The organism is Pontibacter populi (assembly GCF_019336435.1).
Lineage (GTDB): Bacteria > Bacteroidota > Bacteroidia > Cytophagales > Hymenobacteraceae > Pontibacter > Pontibacter humidus.
This window is the reverse complement of sequence record NZ_JAHWXQ010000005.1, coordinates 63,942-81,730: the sequence shown is the minus strand read 5'-3', so window position 1 is coordinate 81,730 and position 17,789 is coordinate 63,942. Positions and strand designations below refer to the sequence as shown.

The following is a 17,789-nucleotide window of genomic DNA, read 5'->3' as shown; positions in this document are numbered from 1 at the left end:
CATCTTAGTTCTGTTTCTGAATCTTCCCTTTTGGCATCAGTGGTCGTACTTCAATATCTACGTGGTGATAGTTAGGATGTGATTCCAGTGCGTGAACTATAGTGGAGGCTATATCTTCAGGGCGCATCATGTTCTCGCGGGCTGTTACGTTCTCAAAATTATCGAAGAAGTTAGTATTTACAGATCCCGGGTAAATGCAGGTAACTTTTATGCCGTAGTTGCGCACTTCTTTATACAAAGCCTGCGAGATGCCACGCACCGCAAATTTGCTGCCGCAATAGCCCGACATTTCCTCGATTCCGGTTGTACCAGCTATAGAGGAGATATTAATGATGTGTCCTTCGCCCTGTTCTTTCATTTCGGGTAAAATCAGGCGCGTGCAGTAAAACACTCCATTCACATTGGTATCAAACATGGTGTGCCAGTCATCCATACTTATCTCCTCCAGCTTGCCTCCAATTCCGAGACCTGCATTATTTACCAGCACGGCAACATGTACACCCAGCCGGCTTATAGTTTGGTCGAACGCATTCTGTACCGATTCTGCATAGCGCACATCGCACTCGAAGAAGTGAAAATTTTGATGCTGCAATTCGGGAGCAGTTCTGCCCCACCCGGCAACTATAGCACCCTTCTCTAAAAGCGCTTCCACAGCCGACAAACCAATACCTTTACTGACGCCGGTTACCACGGCAATTTTACCTTGTAATTCCATAGTTCTATAGTTTAATCCTGAACGAGTATTCTAATGGTTGCGTGTTATAGGGTTGATTGTTGACTCAGCTATAGTATAAGACTCAAAGTATTGTGCCCCTACAACCTATCAACTTTCTAACTTCTAAAGGTCTCCCAGTTGTGGCCTGATGAGTATTTCTTCCACCACGCTGTTCGCTGACATGGTATATGCTCCCCAGATTGCCTGAGCTACGTCTTCTGATTTCATGAAACGTTCAGGTGGCAGGTCCACTCCTTCCCAGCTTGCCGTTAGGGTTGCGCCCGGCAGTATGGCTGTTACTTTTACGTTATGTTCTTTGGTTTCTTCGCGCAGTACTTTAGTCATGCCATACAGGGCAAATTTAGAAATGCAGTATGATCCTCCGTTTGTGTAAGGAACAATACTGGCCGTTGAACAAAGTGTAAAGATATGGCCGTTGCGGCGCTTTATCATATCTTTTACCAATGTTTTAGAGATATAGTAGGCACTGTAAAGGTTAGTGTTGATCATGAAAGGCAGGGCTGCATCGTCTTCCTCTGTAATCTTGCCAGGTATAAATAAACCACTGTTATTTACAACAACATCAACCTGCACGTTTAGCCCCTGTACATACTTCAGAAAAGATTCTATCGATTTCCGGTCACTCAGATCGGCCTGCTGAAATAGCACTTTAGAAAAAGTATACGCCTGTTCTATCTCTAATTTCAACTTTTGCAGGTCTTTTTCGTTTCGGGAGCAGGTGATAATGTGGAACCCCTCTTTTGCGAATTGTTCTACAACCGCTCTTCCAATACCTTTCGTGCCGCCTGTAACAACTATGTATCGTTGCATGTGGTATATGTTAAAATTAATATGTTACTTAATTTAAAACGTAAGATAGGTATTTATAGCGTATTTTTGACCTAAACTAGTTAAACTAAGCCTTACTGAAATCGAACACCCTATGCTGGAGCATTTCGGAAAATACCTTTTATTCATGAGCACCCTGGTCGTGCGGGGCGAATCACCACGTATACTATTTAACAGAACTATAGATGAAGCCATACTCATCGGTATAAACTCTATCATGATCGTGGCTATTGTGTCAACATTTATTGGCGCTGTAACTTGTGTGCAGGTTTCGTATAACCTTACAAGTGCACTTATACCCCGCTCAACTATAGGTTTTATGGTACGCGAAATGACCATACTGGAACTGGCCCCAACTATAACCTCCATTGTGTTGGCAGGCAAAGTAGGATCCAGTATTGCCGGCGGACTGGGTACCATGCAGATAACAGAACAGGTAGATGCCCTGGAGGTTATGGGAATTAACTCTGCCAGTTACCTGGTGCTCCCTAAAATTCTGGCATCGTTAATAGTTTTCCCGATGCTGGTAACCTTGGCAATGTTTCTTTCCATTGCAGGTGGTTATGTAGCCGGTACCTTAACGGGAGCCCTCACTGCACAGGAATACATTACGGGTATTCGTGACGCTTTTATTCCTTACAACATTGTATTTGCCCTTATAAAATCAGTAGTTTTTGCCTTCCTGATCTCTTCTCTGTCATCTTTCAGAGGATATAATACTGCAGGCGGAGCTCTTGAAGTAGGAGCTGCCAGTACTAATGCTGTAACTAACAGTGTAATAGCTGTACTGATCGCAGATTACGTTTGTGCTGAGCTGCTCTTATAGTTTGACCCCATCATGATAGAAATACACAACATACATAAAACCTTCGGCGACAAAAAAGTGCTGGACGGCGTAAGCGGCGTGTTCGAGACAGGCAAAACAAACCTGTTGCTCGGCGCCAGCGGAACCGGTAAAAGCGTACTGCTGAAGTGCATTGTAGGCCTCGTTAAGCCAGACATTGGCAGCGTTACTTTTGATGGCACCTACTTTACAAACAACAAACTGGACATTCGTCAGGAAATACGCCGGAAAATAGGAATGCTGTTCCAGAGCTCTGCCCTATTTGACTCTATGACTGTGCAGCAAAATGTGGAATTCCCGCTTAAAATGCTGACACCAGACATGAGCAAAAGCGAACGCATGGATCGGGTGAACTTCTGCTTAAACCGGGTTGGCCTAGAGGGTGCAAACAAGAAGATGCCTTCGGAGCTAAGTGGTGGTATGAAGAAACGCGTGGGTATAGCCCGTGCTATTGCCCCAAACTGTACGTACCTGTTCTGCGACGAACCAAACTCCGGTCTGGACCCCCTGACTTCGTTAAAGATTGACGAACTGATAAAAGAGATCACCGAAGAGTATAACATCACTACTATTATCGTAACGCACGATATGAACTCGGTAATAGAGATCGGTGACAAAATCATGTTCCTTTATGAAGGCAAGAAACTATGGGAAGGTACCCGCGACCAGATCATGGATACTGATATAAGAGAGCTGAACGAGTTTATTTTTGCAAACCGCCTGATGCGCGACGCCAAGAAAGTGGAAGATGAAGTGCACGAAGAAGCCCGCGAAGAACAGGAACAAAGCAAGGACAGTAACGGAAAATAAAGACTCCCTGTAACTATAAATAAGAAGGGCCTCCCACGATAAGTGGGAGGCCCTTCTTATTTATAGTCTGTAACCTTAGAATGAGTACAACATACCAGCTACGGTTGCCGACATCATACATGCAATAGAAGCGCCCAATAAGGCAAGGAAGCCGAGTCTTGAGATGTTGCTCTGCTGATTTGGAGCCATACCGCCAATACCACCAACCTGGATAGCGATGGAGCTGAAGTTGGAGAAACCGCAAAGCGCATACGTAGCCATGATAATTGACTTGGTAGACAATGTACCGGCAGCTTTCATATCGGCGCAAGGTCCAGGTAGGCCACAAATTCGTTAATGGCTGTTTTCTGGCCTAACAAGCTACCAACCTGTAAGGTATCAACCCACGGAACACCCATTATAAAGGCAAATACCCGGAATATCTGACCAAGAATATACTGGAATGAGAAACCGTCGAAATGGCCGCTGGTGCTGGCAACTATAAGTTCGTTCAGGCCAGTAGCAGCACCGAATTTCATTAACACATAGTTAAGCAACGCGATGACAGCGATAAAGGCAAGTAGCATACCGCCTACGTTTGCTGCCAGTCGTAAACCATCTGCAGCACCTTTCGATACCGCGTCTATCAGGTTTGCCCCGATCTGCTCTTCGTTTACTTCAAGTTGTGTATTAATTTTTTCGTGTTCTGTTTCTGGAACCAGCATTTTGGAAAGAACTATAGCTGCTGGCGCATTCATGATAGAAGCCGTAAGTAAGTGTGCTGCGAATACCGCCTGCTGCGCCGGATCATCACCACCCAGGAAAGACACATAAGCCGCCAGAACACCACCAGCCAGCGTTGCCATACCACCTGTCATCAAACACATCAGTTCTGATCTGGTCATGCGGGCAATAAACGGACGTACCAGTAAAGGGGCCTCTGTCTGTCCCATAAAAATGTTACCTGCTGCAGATAAACTCTCCGCACCAGACAAACGCATACCTTTCGACATTACCCAGGCAATACCGAAAACGATCTTCTGCAGCACGCCTAAGTAGTATAAACCGGAAGAAACCGCTGAGAAGAAGATGATAGTAGGAAGTACATTGAAGGCAAATATAAAGCCTATACCTGCGTTCTGAGAAGGATCAGATAGGTTACCGAAAAGGAATGCGGCACCTTCGTTAGAGAAGCTCAGGAGTTTAACAAAGGCTCTGCTGACAAATGCAAACGCATCGGCTATAAATGGAACTTTGGTAACCAAAATCCCAAACATTAGCTGCAGGAATATGCCGTAGGCTACAATTCTCCAATTAATAGATTTTCTGCTCGTGGAGAACAGATATCCTATTGATAACAGGACAATAAGACCTATTATACCTCTAAAAACATCAAACATAAAAAGGCTAAAAATTTGTCAAAAGTAAGTCTTAAATGTTATAAAACAAAAAGTCCTGCATGTATTAAATGCAGGACTCTCCGTGTAATTTTATAGTTCTCTTAATTGCGCTTATTCAGCTCATCCCGGATCTTGGCCGCCTTTTCGTAATCCTCTTTTTCAAGGGCATCGTTCAGCATTTTGTTCAGATCATCAACCGAAGTTTCGTGGAGTGGCTCTTTGGATGAACTACTGACTGTACTGGTGCTCTTCACCGTTGCAGCTTCTTCGCTCTCCTCCTCTTCCTCTTCCAGGTCGCTTAGGATGATGCCGGCTTCTGAAAGCACACTTTCCACGGTATAGATCGGAACTCCAAAACGTAACCCTATGGCAATAGCATCTGACGGACGTGCATCCAGTTCAAATTCCTTTTCTCCATCGGTACACATGATCTTAGAGTAGAAAACTCCTTCCTTCAGGTCCGAGATCAGCACTTCAGTGATGCTGACGTTCACCTGTTCCGCAAACGACTTGAACAGGTCGTGCGTAAGCGGGCGGTTAGGGTTTATCTTTTCGATCTGAATCGCGATTGACTGTGCTTCGAACATACCGATAATGATCGGCAGCCTTCTGTTACCATCTCTCTCACCTAGCACAAGCGCAAACGAGCCCGTCTGCGACTGACTGGAAGAGAGTCCGAGTATCTCTAATTGAATTTTTTTCACAATTAAGCCTTCTTAGTCTATTTGTCAAGGGCCCTGGCGGCCTCTATTAATTTAGGAACTACGTCAAAAGCGTCTCCAACGATGCCGTAATCGGCAGCTTTAAAGAACGGAGCTTCCGGATCCTTGTTAATAACGACAATAACTTTAGAAGAGTTAACACCAGCCAAATGCTGAATAGCACCCGAAATACCGATAGCAATGTACAAGTTAGGGCTTACGGCGATACCTGTCTGGCCAACGTGCTCGTGGTGAGGTCTCCAGTCAAGATCAGCTACTGGCTTAGAGCAGGCTGTAGCAGCACCAAGTGCTTTTGCCAGATCTTCCACCAAATGCCAGTTCTCAGGGCCTTTCAGACCACGACCACCTGATACTACGATCTCAGCTTCGGTAAGCAATACGCCACCACTGGTATCCTGCATAATGGTTTCTTTCGGAGCAGCAACAAAGTCAGCATCGGTTAGTTCAGCCGAGAATTTCTCTATGGTTGCCGCGCCACTACCAGCATTTGCAATCTCAAGCGCATTCTTCTTAACAGCGATTATCTTCACATCAGAAGTAAGGTTTACCTCGGCAAATGCTTTACCGGAGAATACGCTGCGAGTAACTATAAAGCCACCATCTGTTTTAGGTAGGGTAGTTACGTTGGTTGCCAGCGAGCCATTTAGGCGCACCGCCAGTTTAGCACCAACTGCTGCACCAATGTTTGAGTTTGAGAATACTAAAACCTTAGCGTTTTCCTGCTGGGCAGCTTTTGCAATTACTTTTACATAAGCATCGGCCACAAAATCGTTCAGGCGGCTATCAGCATCATATAATACTTTGCTGATGCCCTGTTCGCCTAATTTTGCCAGTGCATCTTCGTGCACCTCACCTATCGCTACTGCGGTAGCTGAAGTGCCAAGTTGCTGTGCTACCTGGTAGCCGTATGTGGCTGCTTCTAACGAAGATTTCTTAATCTCTCCGTTAAATCCTTCTACAAATACTAATACAGACATGGTTATAGTACTTTAGCTTCGTTTCTTAATAATGTAATCAATTCACCGGCATTCTCAGCGTCGATCATTTTCACGCCACCTTTTTTCTCCGGTTTGCTGAAACTCACGTAATCAGCTTTTGTTTCACCGGCCACCGGCTCAACTACCTGTAATGGCTTGGTACGGGCCGTCATGATGCCCCGCATGTTCGGGATGCGTGGCTCCGACATGGGCTGCTGCGCGCTGGCTACGAACGGTAGTTTAACTTCTACCACTTCTTTACCACCTTCTATTTCGCGCTCCAGGCGGGCAGTGCTGTCATCTACCAAGTCAAGTTTTGACGCAGGAACTATAGACGGAATGCCCAGCATCTCGCCTACCATGTTGTGCACCTGTGAGCCATTATAGTCAATAGACTCTTTACCCATCAGGATCATGTCATAGTTATTCTGCCTGGCGATAGCCGCGATCTGCTGTGCCACAAAGAAAGCATCCTTCGGATCAGCGTTTACACGGATCGCATCGTCGGCGCCAATAGCCAGGGCTTTACGGATGTTTGGTTCAGCATCTGCTTCACCTACGTTTAGTACTGTAACGGTTCCGCCTTTTGCTTCTTTCAACTCAATAGCGCGGGTAAGTGCATATTCATCCCAAGGGTTGATCACGAACTGTACACCATTCTTATCAAACGACTTGTTATCGCCGGAGAAGTTGATCTTGGATGTGGTATCCGGAACGTTACTGATGCAAACTAATATTTTCATATGATAAAATAGTTAGCTTATTAAAAGTTAAATTTGTTGCGAAGTTAGTAAAATATAGCCAAATCGAAATGTCACAAGATAGAATAGCACAGCTTCATAAATTCCTGGAAGAAGACCCGAATGATCCCTTCACGATCTATGCCCTTGCCATGGAATATCGACCCACGGATACGGGAAAAGCATTAACCTACTACACACAACTCCTGGCTGAGCATGAGCGCTACGTGGGTACGTATTACCACGCCGCTAAGCTGTACGAAGAGTTGGGACAAAACGACGAAGCAGAGCGCATCTATAAAAAAGGAATGCTCATCAGCAGGCAGGAAGGTAACCTGCACGCCTTCTCAGAATTGCAGCAGGCGTACAACAAGCTAATGGGCCTTGATTACGAAGATGACTAAGCTGCCGGCTGCATGAACCAAAAATAGTATGCATGCAGCATATTTCCAAACTATACCTATATAACTTATTTAAGCAGGTTTTGTTACGGTAAGGTTTTGGTTTGAACAGGGAATTTAAGGATTAGAAAGTAAGACCTGGCAGTGTGCGAAGCTCTTGCTAGCGTCTGGGCTATAGTTAATTTACACGCTTTTGCCATCCCGAGCAAAGTCAAGAAATTTAATAGGTTCTATAGTTTCCCTCTCTGTCATTTCGACCAAAGGGAGAAATCTATCTCAGCTTATAGTTCTATAGTTGGCTGCTCTACAACCTGAGCCAAGCCTTTTCTTCTATAGCTACTCCAATCCTGGGAGCTCTAGTTGCCTATCGTTTCAATTTAGCTTTGGTGCCCTCACGGCCGGGAGGCCCCGTCTTCGGGCATCGCGCTGCTTTCGCTTCCTTGGCTCGTTCCTCGCCATGCCTGACGGCACCGGAACCTCTCGAGGCGCTCAACCCAAAGACTGAGATCTTTCGCATAGTTACCTATATACATAGTTTGAACTGGGAGGCTTCGACTTTTATCGTGGCTACAGTTTCAAAGGGACTGGTAAACCTGTCCTGATCTTGGACTGTAACTATAGAACTATAGTTTATAAATTAGTATTGGCTGCAATTGTCCCCTTGAGGGGACGACAGGGGTGTTAAAGCATCAACTATAGAACTGCAACCTAAACTACAACTATAGCAGAAAATCCCCTCTCGGGAGGTGCTGGGGTGGGTTAAAACGCAAACTATAAAATGATTATCTGAACTATAGCAAAGGCCTTACCGACCTTCTACCAAGATTCTTTCAGAATGACAGAAGGAGAAGTAGCCGCCAAAAAGCTCCCTACCTTAGACAAGGACGTACCGGGGTGATTGGACCACCGAAATGATAAACCAAAAGAGCAGCCTTAAACCAGCTGCTCTTCTTTATTCTTCAAAATATAGCTTACCCGCACACATGCTCCAGGAACCTGACCTTTGTACTCCCAAGCACTAATTTCAACCCTTTCGGGATGCCGTGGTGTGAGTCTTTGTAATGATTGGCGAACCAAACTTTGTAACTTTCTTCGTCGGTCCAGTAGGTCATCAGCCATATCTCGTTTTCGTTCTCCTGCGGATACATGACCTCCAGCTTCATGAAACCACTCTCCTTATCTACCATGTGCGGTCGGTTCTTAAAGGCTTCTCTTACTTCTGCGGCCATATCGTTGGCAATGGTAAACGTACTCAAGGCTATAAACATGTTCAGTATTTAAAAACAGGACCAGCTGAATTGTATAAAAAGCCAGAACTATAAACTATAAGATTCTTTAAAATTAAGTAAAACCGGCCAGATCACGAACCATAGTTGATCAATCTATGACATTCGTGTAATGTAAAAACCCACCCCTGCCCCTCCCGAGAGGGGAATTTCGGCTGTTGCTATAGTTTGCTTTGGGTTCTATAGTTTCCTTTTGTTCTCCCTAACCCCTTCAAATGTGACTCCCTACTATTAATATAGGTGTTGCAACAGTTCTATAGTTGCTTTACCCGAATATGGCGGAGGCACAGGCTATAGTTCAACATGAGCGAAAACGCTCGCGCCATGTAGAAGACCTTACACCCTAAAACCCCTCCCGTTTTCAGGAGGGGCAGGGAGACTATTATGATAAGGTTAGCACCAGGTCATCCGTATTTACCAGCGATCCTTCAGACAAGTGAATAGCGGAGATCATGGTATCCGCGGTTGCGGTTATAGTTGTCTCCATTTTCATGGCTTCAATAATAAACAGCGGTGTATTCTTTTTTATCGGCTGCTCTTTTTCTACCAGAATTTTGGATAGCAAACCCTGCAACGGAGCACCTATGTGTTTCGGATTGGCTTTGTCCACTTTTACATGCTGCACCTTTTCTATTTTCACCGACTTATCGCGCACGTCAATATTACGGGTTTGTCCGTTCAGTTTAAAGAACACGGTACGCTCGCCATCCTCGTTCACGTGCCCCAGCGACTGGTATTTGATCACGATGGATTTACCACGCGCTATGTCGATGATAGCTTCCTCGCCGGGCTGCATACCATAGAAAAACAAACGGGTTGGTATCTGAGCCACTTCGCCGTATTGCTCCAGGTGTTTATGGTAACCTTCGTAAACTTTAGGGTAAAGCTGGTAACTCAGGAAATCGGTATACTTGGTCTGCTCTCCAAACTTCTTCTGGAATTCCGCAAATTCGCCTTCCAGGTCTATTGGTTCCAGGTGCTCGTTTGGCCGTTCGGTAAATGGTTGTTCGTCCTTCAGGATGATCTTCTGCAGCTTTTTCGGGAAACCGCCTACGGGCTGGCCCAGTTCTCCTTTAAAGAACGACTGCACCGATTCAGGGAACGAAATCTCCTCGCCTCTCTCCAGCACGTCTACAGTCGTCAGGTTATTGGCTACCAGATAAAGGGCCATATCCCCTACTACTTTAGAGCTTGGCGTTACTTTAACTACATCTCCGAACAGGGCATTTACATCAGCATAGGTTTCTTTTATAGTTTCCCATTTGTCGCTTAAGCCCAATGCATTGGCCTGCGGACGCAGGTTAGAATACTGCCCGCCCGGAATCTCGTGATGGTACACTTCGGCTGTACCGGCTTTCAGGCCAGACTCAAACGGATAGTAATATTCGCGGACCGTCTCCCAGTAATTGGAGTGACGGTTCAGACTTTTCTGGTCGAACTCGCGGTGGCGCTCCTGGAAACGCATGGCCTCTACCATTGAGTTAAAGTTTGGTTGCGACGTTAAGCCCGACATAGAACCCAGCGCCACATCCACTATATCCACGCCAGCTTCAATAGCCTTCAGATAAGTAGCCGCCTGTATAGACGAAGTATCGTGGGTATGCAGGTGTATCGGTAGTTTTACTGTATCGCGCAGGGCTTCTACCAGCAGTTTGGCAGCATACGGTTTCAGCAGGCCAGCCATGTCTTTTATAGCCAGGATGTGAGCACCGCTGTCTTCAATCTGCTTGGCCATTTGCAGGTAATACTCCAGCGTATACTTCGATTTGGAAGTATCCAGAATATCGCCGGTATAGCACATCGAAACTTCGGCCAGGCCTTGTGTACGCTTGCGCACAAACTCGATGCACGGCTCCATGCTCTTCATCCAGTTCAGCGAGTCGAAGATACGGAACACATCCACGCCCGTCTCCCACGATTTCTCCACAAAAGATTCGATCAGGTTATCCGGGTATGCCTTGTAGCCCACACCATTCGAGCCTCGAATCAGCATCTGCAGCAGGATGTTCGGGACAGCTTTGCGGAGTTGCGCAAGTCGCTCCCACGGGTCTTCGTGCAGGAAGCGCAAGCAAACGTCGAACGTAGCGCCACCCCAGACTTCCATGCTAAATGTCTGTGGGTGATCTTTAGCAAACGCTTCTGCCACTTTCATCATATCGAAAGTACGCATGCGCGTAGCCAGCAACGACTGGTGGGCATCCCGGAAAGTGGTATCGGTATAGTGTATCTGCGGATCGTTGCGGAGCCATTTCGAAAACTCTTCCGGACCAAGTTGCGTGAGTAAATCTTTGGTGCCTGGCTGGTATTCCTTGTTCAGGTTAAAGCCCTGGTAGTCTGGTTTGGTGAGTATACGATCTTTGTCTACTTTCTTTACATCAGGGTTACCGTTAACTATAACTTCAGCCAGGTAACCCAGCATTTTGGTAGCTCTGTCCTGCGGTTTTTTGAAAATGAACAGTTCCGGGTGGTTCTTCACAAAATCCACGGTCGCATCCCCGGAAATAAATACCGGGTGGTTGATAATATTCTGCAGGAACTGGATGTTGTGTTTTACCCCACGGATACGGAATTCATCCAGCGTGCGCGACATTTTCATGGCGGCATGCTTAAGCGTTGGCGCCTGCGCCGATACTTTTACCAGAAGCGAGTCGAAGAACGGACTTACCTTAGCTCCCTGATACACACTGCCCTGATCCAGGCGTATACCGAAACCACCGGCACTACGATAGGCGATGATGGTGCCATAGTCTGGTTTAAAGTCCTGTTCCGGATCTTCGGTAGTAATACGGCACTGGATAGCCACACCATTCGCACGAACGATATGATTAGGACCAAGCAGCACTTCCTCGTGGTCTAATCTATAACCATCTGCAATAAAGATCTGGGTTTTGATCAGGTCAATTCCGGTGATCATCTCCGTAACCGTATGCTCAACCTGGATGCGCGGGTTTACTTCAATAAAGAAGATGTTGTTGGTATGCGGCTCTACCAGAAACTCCACCGTACCTACGTTATTATAGTTTACCGCCGAACAGATCCTGATAGCGTAGTCGTATAGTTTCTGACGGGTCTCTTCGTCGAGGCTTATGGCCGGCGCCACTTCTACCACCTTCTGGAAACGGCGCTGCACGGAGCAGTCGCGCTCGAACAGGTGCGTGATGTTGCCATAGTTGTCGGCCACGATCTGCACTTCGATGTGCTTCGGGTTTTCTACATACTTTTCCAGGAAAAGCGTATCATCGCCGAAAGCTTTCAGGGCTTCATTCTTGGCTTCAAAAAATCCTTTCTCCAGTTGCTCATCATCCCGGATTACACGCATACCACGGCCACCACCACCGGCTGCTGCTTTCAGCATCAGCGGGTAACCTATGCGATGTGCTTCTTCCAGGGCAATCTCATATGTTTTCAGATCCTGCACGTTGCTCTGGATGATGGGCACTTCACTGCTGAGAGCTACTTTTTTGGCGGCGATCTTATCGCCCAGCGAGGCCATTACGCTTGGTTTAGGACCAATAAAAATGATCCCGTTATCAGCGCAGCGCTGTGAAAAATGCTGGTTCTCAGACAGGAAACCATAACCCGGGTGAATCGCATCAACACCATTTTCTTTAGCGATTTTGATAATAGCATCAATATCAAGATAAGGCTGTAACGGCTGATTGTCTTTACCCACCTGGTAGGCTTCGTCAGCTTTGTAGCGGTGCAGCGAGTAGCGGTCTTCGTAAGTATAAATGGCTACCGTCTTTATCCCTAGCTCGGTGCAGGCACGTAATACACGTATGGCAATCTCGCCACGGTTGGCAACAAGTACTTTTTTTATGTTCATATAAGGTAAGATGAAAATAGTAAGTATGAATAGTCGCTTTGGCGCATCCGTGTGGCTACGCACCCAACGTTAAAATTCTGAAAAGAGATTACTGTTTTTTTGCCCGGAAATAAACGTGTTCACCACATTTTGTTTGGCACCCGTTAATACAGATTTTTTCCTGATAAGGTTATACTTCAATTGCACTATATTTCAACTATTTCTGTAGGTTTCATTTATAGTTTGAGATGAAATTTGCAGCTGGCTTTTAGCTCCAACTATAAACTATAAGTGGCTTTGCCTATCTTTGACCAATGCTGAAACAACTGGCTTTACTTCTATTGTCGCTTTGCCTGCTTTTACAGCTCACAACTGCAGACGCTACAACTATAGCTATAGCAGACTCCGGTAAGGTCGATAAACAAAAGCTGCTGGTATTGGGTGCTGGTTTTACCGCCGGTTATTCGGCTATGCTTGTTGGGCTGAATAATGCCTGGTACCAGGAGCAGGAACGAACAGATTTCCATTTCTTTAATGATAACCAACAATGGCGACAGGTAGATAAGGCCGGGCATTTCTGGGGAGCTTTTCACCAGAGCCGCGCCGGAATTGATATGTTACGCTGGGCGGGTGTGCCGGACAAAAAAGCTATCATTTATGGCGGACTATTAGGAGTTGTGTTACAAACGCCTGTCGAGGTTTTTGACGGTTACCAGAAAGACTACGGCGCATCGGTGGGTGATCTGGTAGCAAACACAGCAGGGTCAATGGCTATAGTTGCGCAGGAACTTGCCTGGAGCCAAGTGCGCATCATGCCCAAATATAGTTTCCATAAAACCCGCTACGCTGCTGAGAGGCCCAATGTGCTGGGCAAAAGTTTAGCAGAACAGGCGTTGAAAGACTATAACGGCCAGACCTACTGGCTATCGGTAAATGTAGGAGATTTTCTGTCGGAGCAAAGCAGGTACCCAAAATGGTTAAACATAGCTGTTGGTTATGGCGCTGAAGAGGTCGTGTATAATCATGAGCCAACCAACTATAGATCTGGATTTGATGCGCACCGCCTGTTTTACCTGAGCCCTGACCTGAACCTACTCCACTTTAAAGGCCGGAGCAAATTTCTGAATACAGCTTTGTATGTACTAAGTATAGTTAAAATTCCGGCTCCTGCTTTGGAATATAACCGAAAAGATGGTTTCAATTTCCACGCGTTATATTTCTAAAAACACCTCCCCTCTTCAAACATTCGTATCTTTGCTATAGTTGGTGGCTATAGTTTACAGGTGCCATCAACCAAGATCCCATTATAAATAAACTAACTATGAACGTAGGAGACCGTGTGCGACTAATGTCTGGTCGTGAGGAAGGCATAATTACCAGGATACTGGATAACAATATAGTTGAAGTTGCGATCGATAACGATTTTACCATACCGGTAGCCCGTCGCGAGATTGTGGTAATTGCTGCTGAAGAAAGCAAGTACATGCGCTCTGATGATGTTATTGAAGCACCTACACGCAAACAACCTCCCGCCCCTGTTCTGGCAGAAAAAGGAATTTACCTGGCAATGGTGCATCAGTCGGAGGAGTTACTGGCAGCAACTATAGTTAACAATACCGATTACGATATACTTTTCACTACCGGAGAAGAGCGCAATAACCAGTACCGCGGCCAGCAAAACGACAAACTGGCCCCAAAAGCAACGCGTGTTATATCGCATTATCACCTGAAAGATTTTGAAAAATGGCCAAGTCTGGTTGTTCAGTTTTTACAGCACAGAAACGGTGCACCCGCTTTATTTGAGCCGGTAACCAAACGTGTACAGTTCAGAGCAAACTCTTTTTACAAGAGTAAGAAGACTGCACCGGTACTTAACAAAGAAGCTTACCTGTTTCAGTTAGATACCAAACCGACAACTATAGATCCGGATAAAATAAAAGAGCAGTTAGCGGAAACAGCTGACCAAAAAGAAACCAACTATAAATTACAGGCTCCGGAACATGAAGTAGACCTACACATCGAAAAGTTAACGGAAGACCATAGCAGCATGAGCAATAATGCCATGTTAAAATTGCAGCTCGAGACTTTCCAGAGTGCTTTAGACAGGGCAATGGCTGCTAACATGCACGAGATCGTGTTCATCCACGGGGCCGGCAATGGCATCCTTCGCAAAGAAATCCAGAAAATACTAAGCCGCACGCCAGGCATCAAATTCTTCGAAGATGCTAAAAAAGAAAAATTCGGCTACGGAGCCACTCTTGTAAGGATGAAGTAAGAGTTAGAGAGTTTAGGAGTTAGAATGTTAAAAAGTTTGGAAGTTAGAAAGTTGTTTAGGGTGGATACGCATTACGTTGCGTCTTATACTATAGCAGATATTAAATCAACCATCTAACAATCAGCAACCGACAATCAACAATTAATCTTACCTTTGTAAACTATAAAAGAGAAAGCGGCAAGCCGTCTTATCGCTGCTCCCCTTGTGGAGGAGAGGAAAGTCCGGGCAACGCAGAGCATCCTGCTTCCTAACGGGAAGGGTCTGTTTTGGAGACGAAACAGATACAGCCAGTGCCACAGAAAATTACCGCCAGCAGCAATGTTGGTAAGGGTGAAAAGGTGCGGTAAGAGCGCACCAGCGGCTGGGTGACCAGTCCGGCTGGGTAAACCTCAGGAGTTGAAAGACCAAATAGGCCGGCAGCGTCTCCGCTTAGGCGGGACTAAGGGCTGCTCGTCCGATGTCGGTGGGTAGGTCGATGGAGCCTGTGCGCGAGTGCAGGCCTGGATAAATGATAAGACGCGCGCTTTCGGGCGTAGCGACAGAACCCGGCTTACAGGCTTGCTGCCACTCTTTTTTATAGTTTCATTCCTTCCCTTTTCCTCTTTTCATTCCTTGAACTATAGTTCTGTTCGCCTAAAGGTTTACAGCTGCGTTTGCTATCTTTGCATCGCAAAAATAATAAGCCATGGCTGACCTGAAACTATACGATCCGTTTTCAAAAATGCAGTTCACAGACGAACATTGCTTTTTGTGCGGCATAACTATAACTACTGCTGACAGAACACCGGTTTTCGGAGAATGGATGCAGAAAAAATATAACCTGGAGAACAAAGAGCTGCTACTCTTGGATAAAAGCATTACAACTTTCTCGCAACTCACTATCCCCTGCTGCAACCAGTGCCATACCAACTATATTTTACCGCTCGAGGAAGAAATTGAGAAAGCCAGTGAAGCAGATTACGAAGGTATAAAGTTGCTTGACCCGAAAAGACTCTTCCAGTGGATAGGCAAAATGTATTATGGCACATTGGTAACTGAGCTTATCCGGGAAAAAGATCCGCTCATCATGCCTGAAAATCCTGTCAGCGAAAATCCACAAATGCTCGGCAAATTCAGGACATTTTACCAGGTACTGCAGTCACTGCGTGTGCCGATGGTTTTTTCTGATTTCCAGCCTTGCTCCCTTTTCATCCTTCAGGTTGAACCGACAGAGGATAATCTTCCTTTTGAGTACCAGGACGAGCTGTCAACTATGGCTTTCAGTATAAAGCTTGGCCCTGTAGTTATAGTTTGTAAGCTGCTGGATAACGGCATCATTTCCAAAGCGATGGGAAGGATGTATAAACTTATAGAAAGCCGCCAGTTACACCCGATACAGGTAGCTGAATTTAAAGCACAGGTATTTTATGCTGCTTATATCTTTAATGTTGTTCCGGATTATTTTATCAGAACTATAAAACCTGATGATAAGCAACTAGTACTGGATACGCTGATTGATGATGTAACCAACGAAGTTTTTAACCCGTGGGAGCCAGTAGCTTACGCTCACATGCTCGAAGAAATGCTGAAACCCTGGAGTATCAGAGAGCAGCAAATCTTAGCGGATCCAACCCGGCTTTTAACCTTCCTGACAGATGAGAAGGGTGAGTTTAAAACGATCGAACATTTCGCTCAATAACTATAAAATACAAAGCGGCTCCCGGAAATCAGGGAGCCGCTTTGTTAAAAGTATTAATGCGTTTGCAGTAGCTAACTATAGTTTAGTTCTCTATTATAAAGCTGACACTTACTGTAGAGGTAACTATAACTTCACCACCAGCTATAGTTGGACCGTCAGCACCTGCACTGTCCTGTGTTTTCATCATGGCTGCCTCAGCGTACATTGGAACAGGGCGCCCGCCTGTTGTATTTTCGTTGATCGCGTAAACCCTTCCAACTTTAGCTCCAAGTTCGTTAGTTAAAGCAGTTGCCTTTTGTTTTGCATTGTTCACCGCCTTTTTGCGTGCTTCAGCTTTATATTTTTCCAAATCAGCGACCTGGAACGATACTCCTTCCACACGGTTTACCCCGGCACCGTATAAACCAGCCATCAGCTCATCGAACTTATTAAGTTTTCGGACCAAAACAGTCATCGTTTTCTGAGCAGTATAAGCATCTGGTGTTGTTCTGCCATATTCTCCGTTACTATAAATCGGGTAAATGCTCATGTAAGAAGTTTGGATGTCCTTCTCGTTAACACCCTGCTTTTTAAGATAGGCAATAATAGCTGCAGCTTTCGCATCTGCTTGCTTACGCGCCTGTTCCAATGTCTTTTCACGCACTTCCACGCCCATTGAAACCATCACCTGGTCGGGCTGTACCCGAACCTCACCGACGCCGTTTACATTTACCAAAGGCGGCATAGCCTGTTGTTGAGCCTGCACGGCAACCTGGCTGATCAGGAATACAGCTAACAGAAGTAAGAATGTCTTTTTCATGGTTTTTAGTTTTAGTTAGATAAAGGGTAAATAATAGGTATAGACTTTTTCTATATAGCTGCGAATTACAAATGTTGTACCACAAACCTAAAGTACAGAAAATAAAAAAGCCTTTACCATAATGGCAAAGGCTTTTTATCAGTTTTGTATGTCTTATTCCGATGCATACTCATATTCATCATCCATACTGTATCGTGCAAGTAGCACAGCCCCAATGGTTAATGCACCTGCAGCTAGTATAAGCTGCGTTGTAGTTAATTTTTTGGAGGTTCTTACTATAATATTACCGACATCTTGTAATAGGTCAGGTAACTTCTCGTGGTTGCCCTGAAACACATGCATTGCCGACTCTATGGTTTTAGACATATCATGCGGTTGCAAAAGCTTCAATACACTTTCTTCCGAGTCGTTTTTCTTCTGCCCTGCTTTAGACTTATTATTCTGATTCTGTTTATTTTCGTTTTCCATAGTTATATAGATGCTTACGCGAGTTATACATTTACTTGATG

15 protein-coding genes, 1 other RNA gene and 1 pseudogene are annotated in these 17,789 nt (G+C 45.5%); 7 read left to right on the top strand and 10 right to left on the bottom strand.

Annotated features, from left to right (window positions below):
• Positions 1-4 precede the first annotated feature (4 nt).
• Positions 5-715 carry an SDR family oxidoreductase gene (locus tag KYK27_RS15730; RefSeq protein ID WP_199111256.1) on the bottom strand — a complete coding sequence of 237 codons (711 nt, stop codon included), beginning with the start codon at positions 713-715 and terminating at the stop codon, positions 5-7.
• A 123-nt stretch (positions 716-838) separates the two neighbouring features.
• Positions 839-1,546, bottom strand: a complete 708-nt coding sequence (locus KYK27_RS15725; protein ID WP_199111254.1) for an SDR family oxidoreductase — start codon at positions 1,544-1,546, stop codon at positions 839-841.
• A 112-nt stretch (positions 1,547-1,658) separates the two neighbouring features.
• Here KYK27_RS15725 and KYK27_RS15720 point away from each other — a divergent pair, with 112 nt between their 5' ends.
• Together KYK27_RS15720 and KYK27_RS15715 are read left to right on the top strand one after the other, a co-directional pair.
• The gene (locus KYK27_RS15720; RefSeq protein ID WP_199111252.1) at positions 1,659-2,390 is read left to right on the top strand and encodes an MlaE family ABC transporter permease; all 732 of its coding nucleotides are present in this window, start codon (positions 1,659-1,661) and stop codon (positions 2,388-2,390) included.
• Positions 2,391-2,402: 12 nt separating this feature from the next.
• A complete protein-coding gene (locus KYK27_RS15715) occupies positions 2,403-3,218 on the top strand; it encodes an ABC transporter ATP-binding protein (RefSeq protein WP_199111250.1) in 816 nt (271 codons plus the stop codon).
• 75 nt (positions 3,219-3,293) lie between these two features.
• Here the strand turns inward: KYK27_RS15715 and KYK27_RS15710 are convergent.
• The 4 genes and pseudogenes from KYK27_RS15710 to KYK27_RS15695 all read right to left on the bottom strand — a co-directional run bounded on the left by KYK27_RS15710 (position 3,294) and on the right by KYK27_RS15695 (position 7,039).
• Positions 3,294-4,597, bottom strand: a pseudogene (locus tag KYK27_RS15710) (NupC/NupG family nucleoside CNT transporter).
• A 101-nt stretch (positions 4,598-4,698) separates the two neighbouring features.
• Positions 4,699-5,301 carry a bifunctional nuclease family protein gene (locus KYK27_RS15705; protein ID WP_199111248.1) on the bottom strand — a complete coding sequence of 201 codons (603 nt, stop codon included), beginning with the start codon at positions 5,299-5,301 and terminating at the stop codon, positions 4,699-4,701.
• Between the two features lie 17 nt (positions 5,302-5,318).
• On the bottom strand, positions 5,319-6,296 hold the full coding sequence (locus KYK27_RS15700) for an electron transfer flavoprotein subunit alpha/FixB family protein (RefSeq protein WP_199111247.1): 978 nt from the start codon (positions 6,294-6,296) through the stop codon (positions 5,319-5,321).
• A gap of 2 nt (positions 6,297-6,298) precedes the next feature.
• Positions 6,299-7,039, bottom strand: a complete 741-nt coding sequence (locus KYK27_RS15695) for an electron transfer flavoprotein subunit beta/FixA family protein (RefSeq protein WP_199111246.1) — start codon at positions 7,037-7,039, stop codon at positions 6,299-6,301.
• A gap of 68 nt (positions 7,040-7,107) precedes the next feature.
• On the opposite strand from KYK27_RS15695, the gene KYK27_RS15690 reads away from it, so the two are divergent.
• A complete protein-coding gene (locus KYK27_RS15690; RefSeq protein WP_199111245.1) occupies positions 7,108-7,440 on the top strand; it encodes a tetratricopeptide repeat protein in 333 nt (110 codons plus the stop codon).
• A 968-nt stretch (positions 7,441-8,408) separates the two neighbouring features.
• Here KYK27_RS15690 and KYK27_RS15685 read toward each other — a convergent pair.
• Entirely contained in the window at positions 8,409-8,705 is a 297-nt protein-coding gene (locus tag KYK27_RS15685; protein WP_199111244.1) for an antibiotic biosynthesis monooxygenase family protein, read from the bottom strand.
• A gap of 400 nt (positions 8,706-9,105) precedes the next feature.
• A complete protein-coding gene (locus tag KYK27_RS15680) occupies positions 9,106-12,549 on the bottom strand; it encodes a pyruvate carboxylase (RefSeq protein WP_199111243.1) in 3,444 nt (1,147 codons plus the stop codon).
• 293 nt (positions 12,550-12,842) lie between these two features.
• Between KYK27_RS15680 and KYK27_RS15675 the strand changes: the two genes are divergently transcribed.
• The 4 genes from KYK27_RS15675 (at position 12,843) to KYK27_RS15660 (ending at position 16,481) form a co-directional block, all read left to right on the top strand.
• Positions 12,843-13,751, top strand: coding sequence for a DUF2279 domain-containing protein (locus KYK27_RS15675; protein ID WP_199111242.1), 909 nt, complete (start codon positions 12,843-12,845; stop codon positions 13,749-13,751).
• Positions 13,752-13,849: 98 nt separating this feature from the next.
• A complete protein-coding gene (locus KYK27_RS15670) occupies positions 13,850-14,803 on the top strand; it encodes a DUF2027 domain-containing protein (RefSeq protein WP_199111241.1) in 954 nt (317 codons plus the stop codon).
• A gap of 174 nt (positions 14,804-14,977) precedes the next feature.
• Positions 14,978-15,372: RNase P RNA component class A (gene rnpB / locus KYK27_RS15665), an RNA gene on the top strand.
• A gap of 116 nt (positions 15,373-15,488) precedes the next feature.
• Positions 15,489-16,481 (top strand): hypothetical protein, encoded by a 993-nt coding sequence (locus tag KYK27_RS15660; RefSeq protein ID WP_199111240.1) that lies wholly within the window; start codon positions 15,489-15,491, stop codon positions 16,479-16,481.
• Between the two features lie 82 nt (positions 16,482-16,563).
• Here the strand turns inward: KYK27_RS15660 and KYK27_RS15655 are convergent, their stop codons facing one another.
• Both KYK27_RS15655 and KYK27_RS15650 read right to left on the bottom strand, forming a co-directional pair.
• Positions 16,564-17,280 (bottom strand): SIMPL domain-containing protein, encoded by a 717-nt coding sequence (locus tag KYK27_RS15655; RefSeq protein WP_199111239.1) that lies wholly within the window; start codon positions 17,278-17,280, stop codon positions 16,564-16,566.
• Positions 17,281-17,433: 153 nt separating this feature from the next.
• Positions 17,434-17,748 carry a hypothetical protein gene (locus KYK27_RS15650; RefSeq protein ID WP_199111238.1) on the bottom strand — a complete coding sequence of 105 codons (315 nt, stop codon included), beginning with the start codon at positions 17,746-17,748 and terminating at the stop codon, positions 17,434-17,436.
• Between the last annotated feature and the right edge of the window lie 41 nt (positions 17,749-17,789).

What these genes read in the sequence shown, in the direction of transcription:
- KYK27_RS15720 (WP_199111252.1), top strand. Translation starts at nt 1,659, where the DNA reads ATGCTGGAGCATTTCGGAAAATACCTTTTATTCATGAGCACCCTGGTC.
- KYK27_RS15680 (WP_199111243.1), bottom strand. Translation starts at nt 12,549, where the DNA reads ATGAACATAAAAAAAGTACTTGTTGCCAACCGTGGCGAGATTGCCATA.
- KYK27_RS15655 (WP_199111239.1), bottom strand. Translation starts at nt 17,280, where the DNA reads ATGAAAAAGACATTCTTACTTCTGTTAGCTGTATTCCTGATCAGCCAG.
- KYK27_RS15690 (WP_199111245.1), top strand. Translation starts at nt 7,108, where the DNA reads ATGTCACAAGATAGAATAGCACAGCTTCATAAATTCCTGGAAGAAGAC.
- KYK27_RS15650 (WP_199111238.1), bottom strand. Translation starts at nt 17,748, where the DNA reads ATGGAAAACGAAAATAAACAGAATCAGAATAATAAGTCTAAAGCAGGG.
- KYK27_RS15715 (WP_199111250.1), top strand. Translation starts at nt 2,403, where the DNA reads ATGATAGAAATACACAACATACATAAAACCTTCGGCGACAAAAAAGTG.
- KYK27_RS15675 (WP_199111242.1), top strand. Translation starts at nt 12,843, where the DNA reads ATGCTGAAACAACTGGCTTTACTTCTATTGTCGCTTTGCCTGCTTTTA.
- KYK27_RS15725 (WP_199111254.1), bottom strand. Translation starts at nt 1,546, where the DNA reads ATGCAACGATACATAGTTGTTACAGGCGGCACGAAAGGTATTGGAAGA.
- KYK27_RS15695 (WP_199111246.1), bottom strand. Translation starts at nt 7,039, where the DNA reads ATGAAAATATTAGTTTGCATCAGTAACGTTCCGGATACCACATCCAAG.
- KYK27_RS15670 (WP_199111241.1), top strand. Translation starts at nt 13,850, where the DNA reads ATGAACGTAGGAGACCGTGTGCGACTAATGTCTGGTCGTGAGGAAGGC.
- KYK27_RS15700 (WP_199111247.1), bottom strand. Translation starts at nt 6,296, where the DNA reads ATGTCTGTATTAGTATTTGTAGAAGGATTTAACGGAGAGATTAAGAAA.
- KYK27_RS15685 (WP_199111244.1), bottom strand. Translation starts at nt 8,705, where the DNA reads ATGTTTATAGCCTTGAGTACGTTTACCATTGCCAACGATATGGCCGCA.
- KYK27_RS15660 (WP_199111240.1), top strand. Translation starts at nt 15,489, where the DNA reads ATGGCTGACCTGAAACTATACGATCCGTTTTCAAAAATGCAGTTCACA.
- KYK27_RS15730 (WP_199111256.1), bottom strand. Translation starts at nt 715, where the DNA reads ATGGAATTACAAGGTAAAATTGCCGTGGTAACCGGCGTCAGTAAAGGT.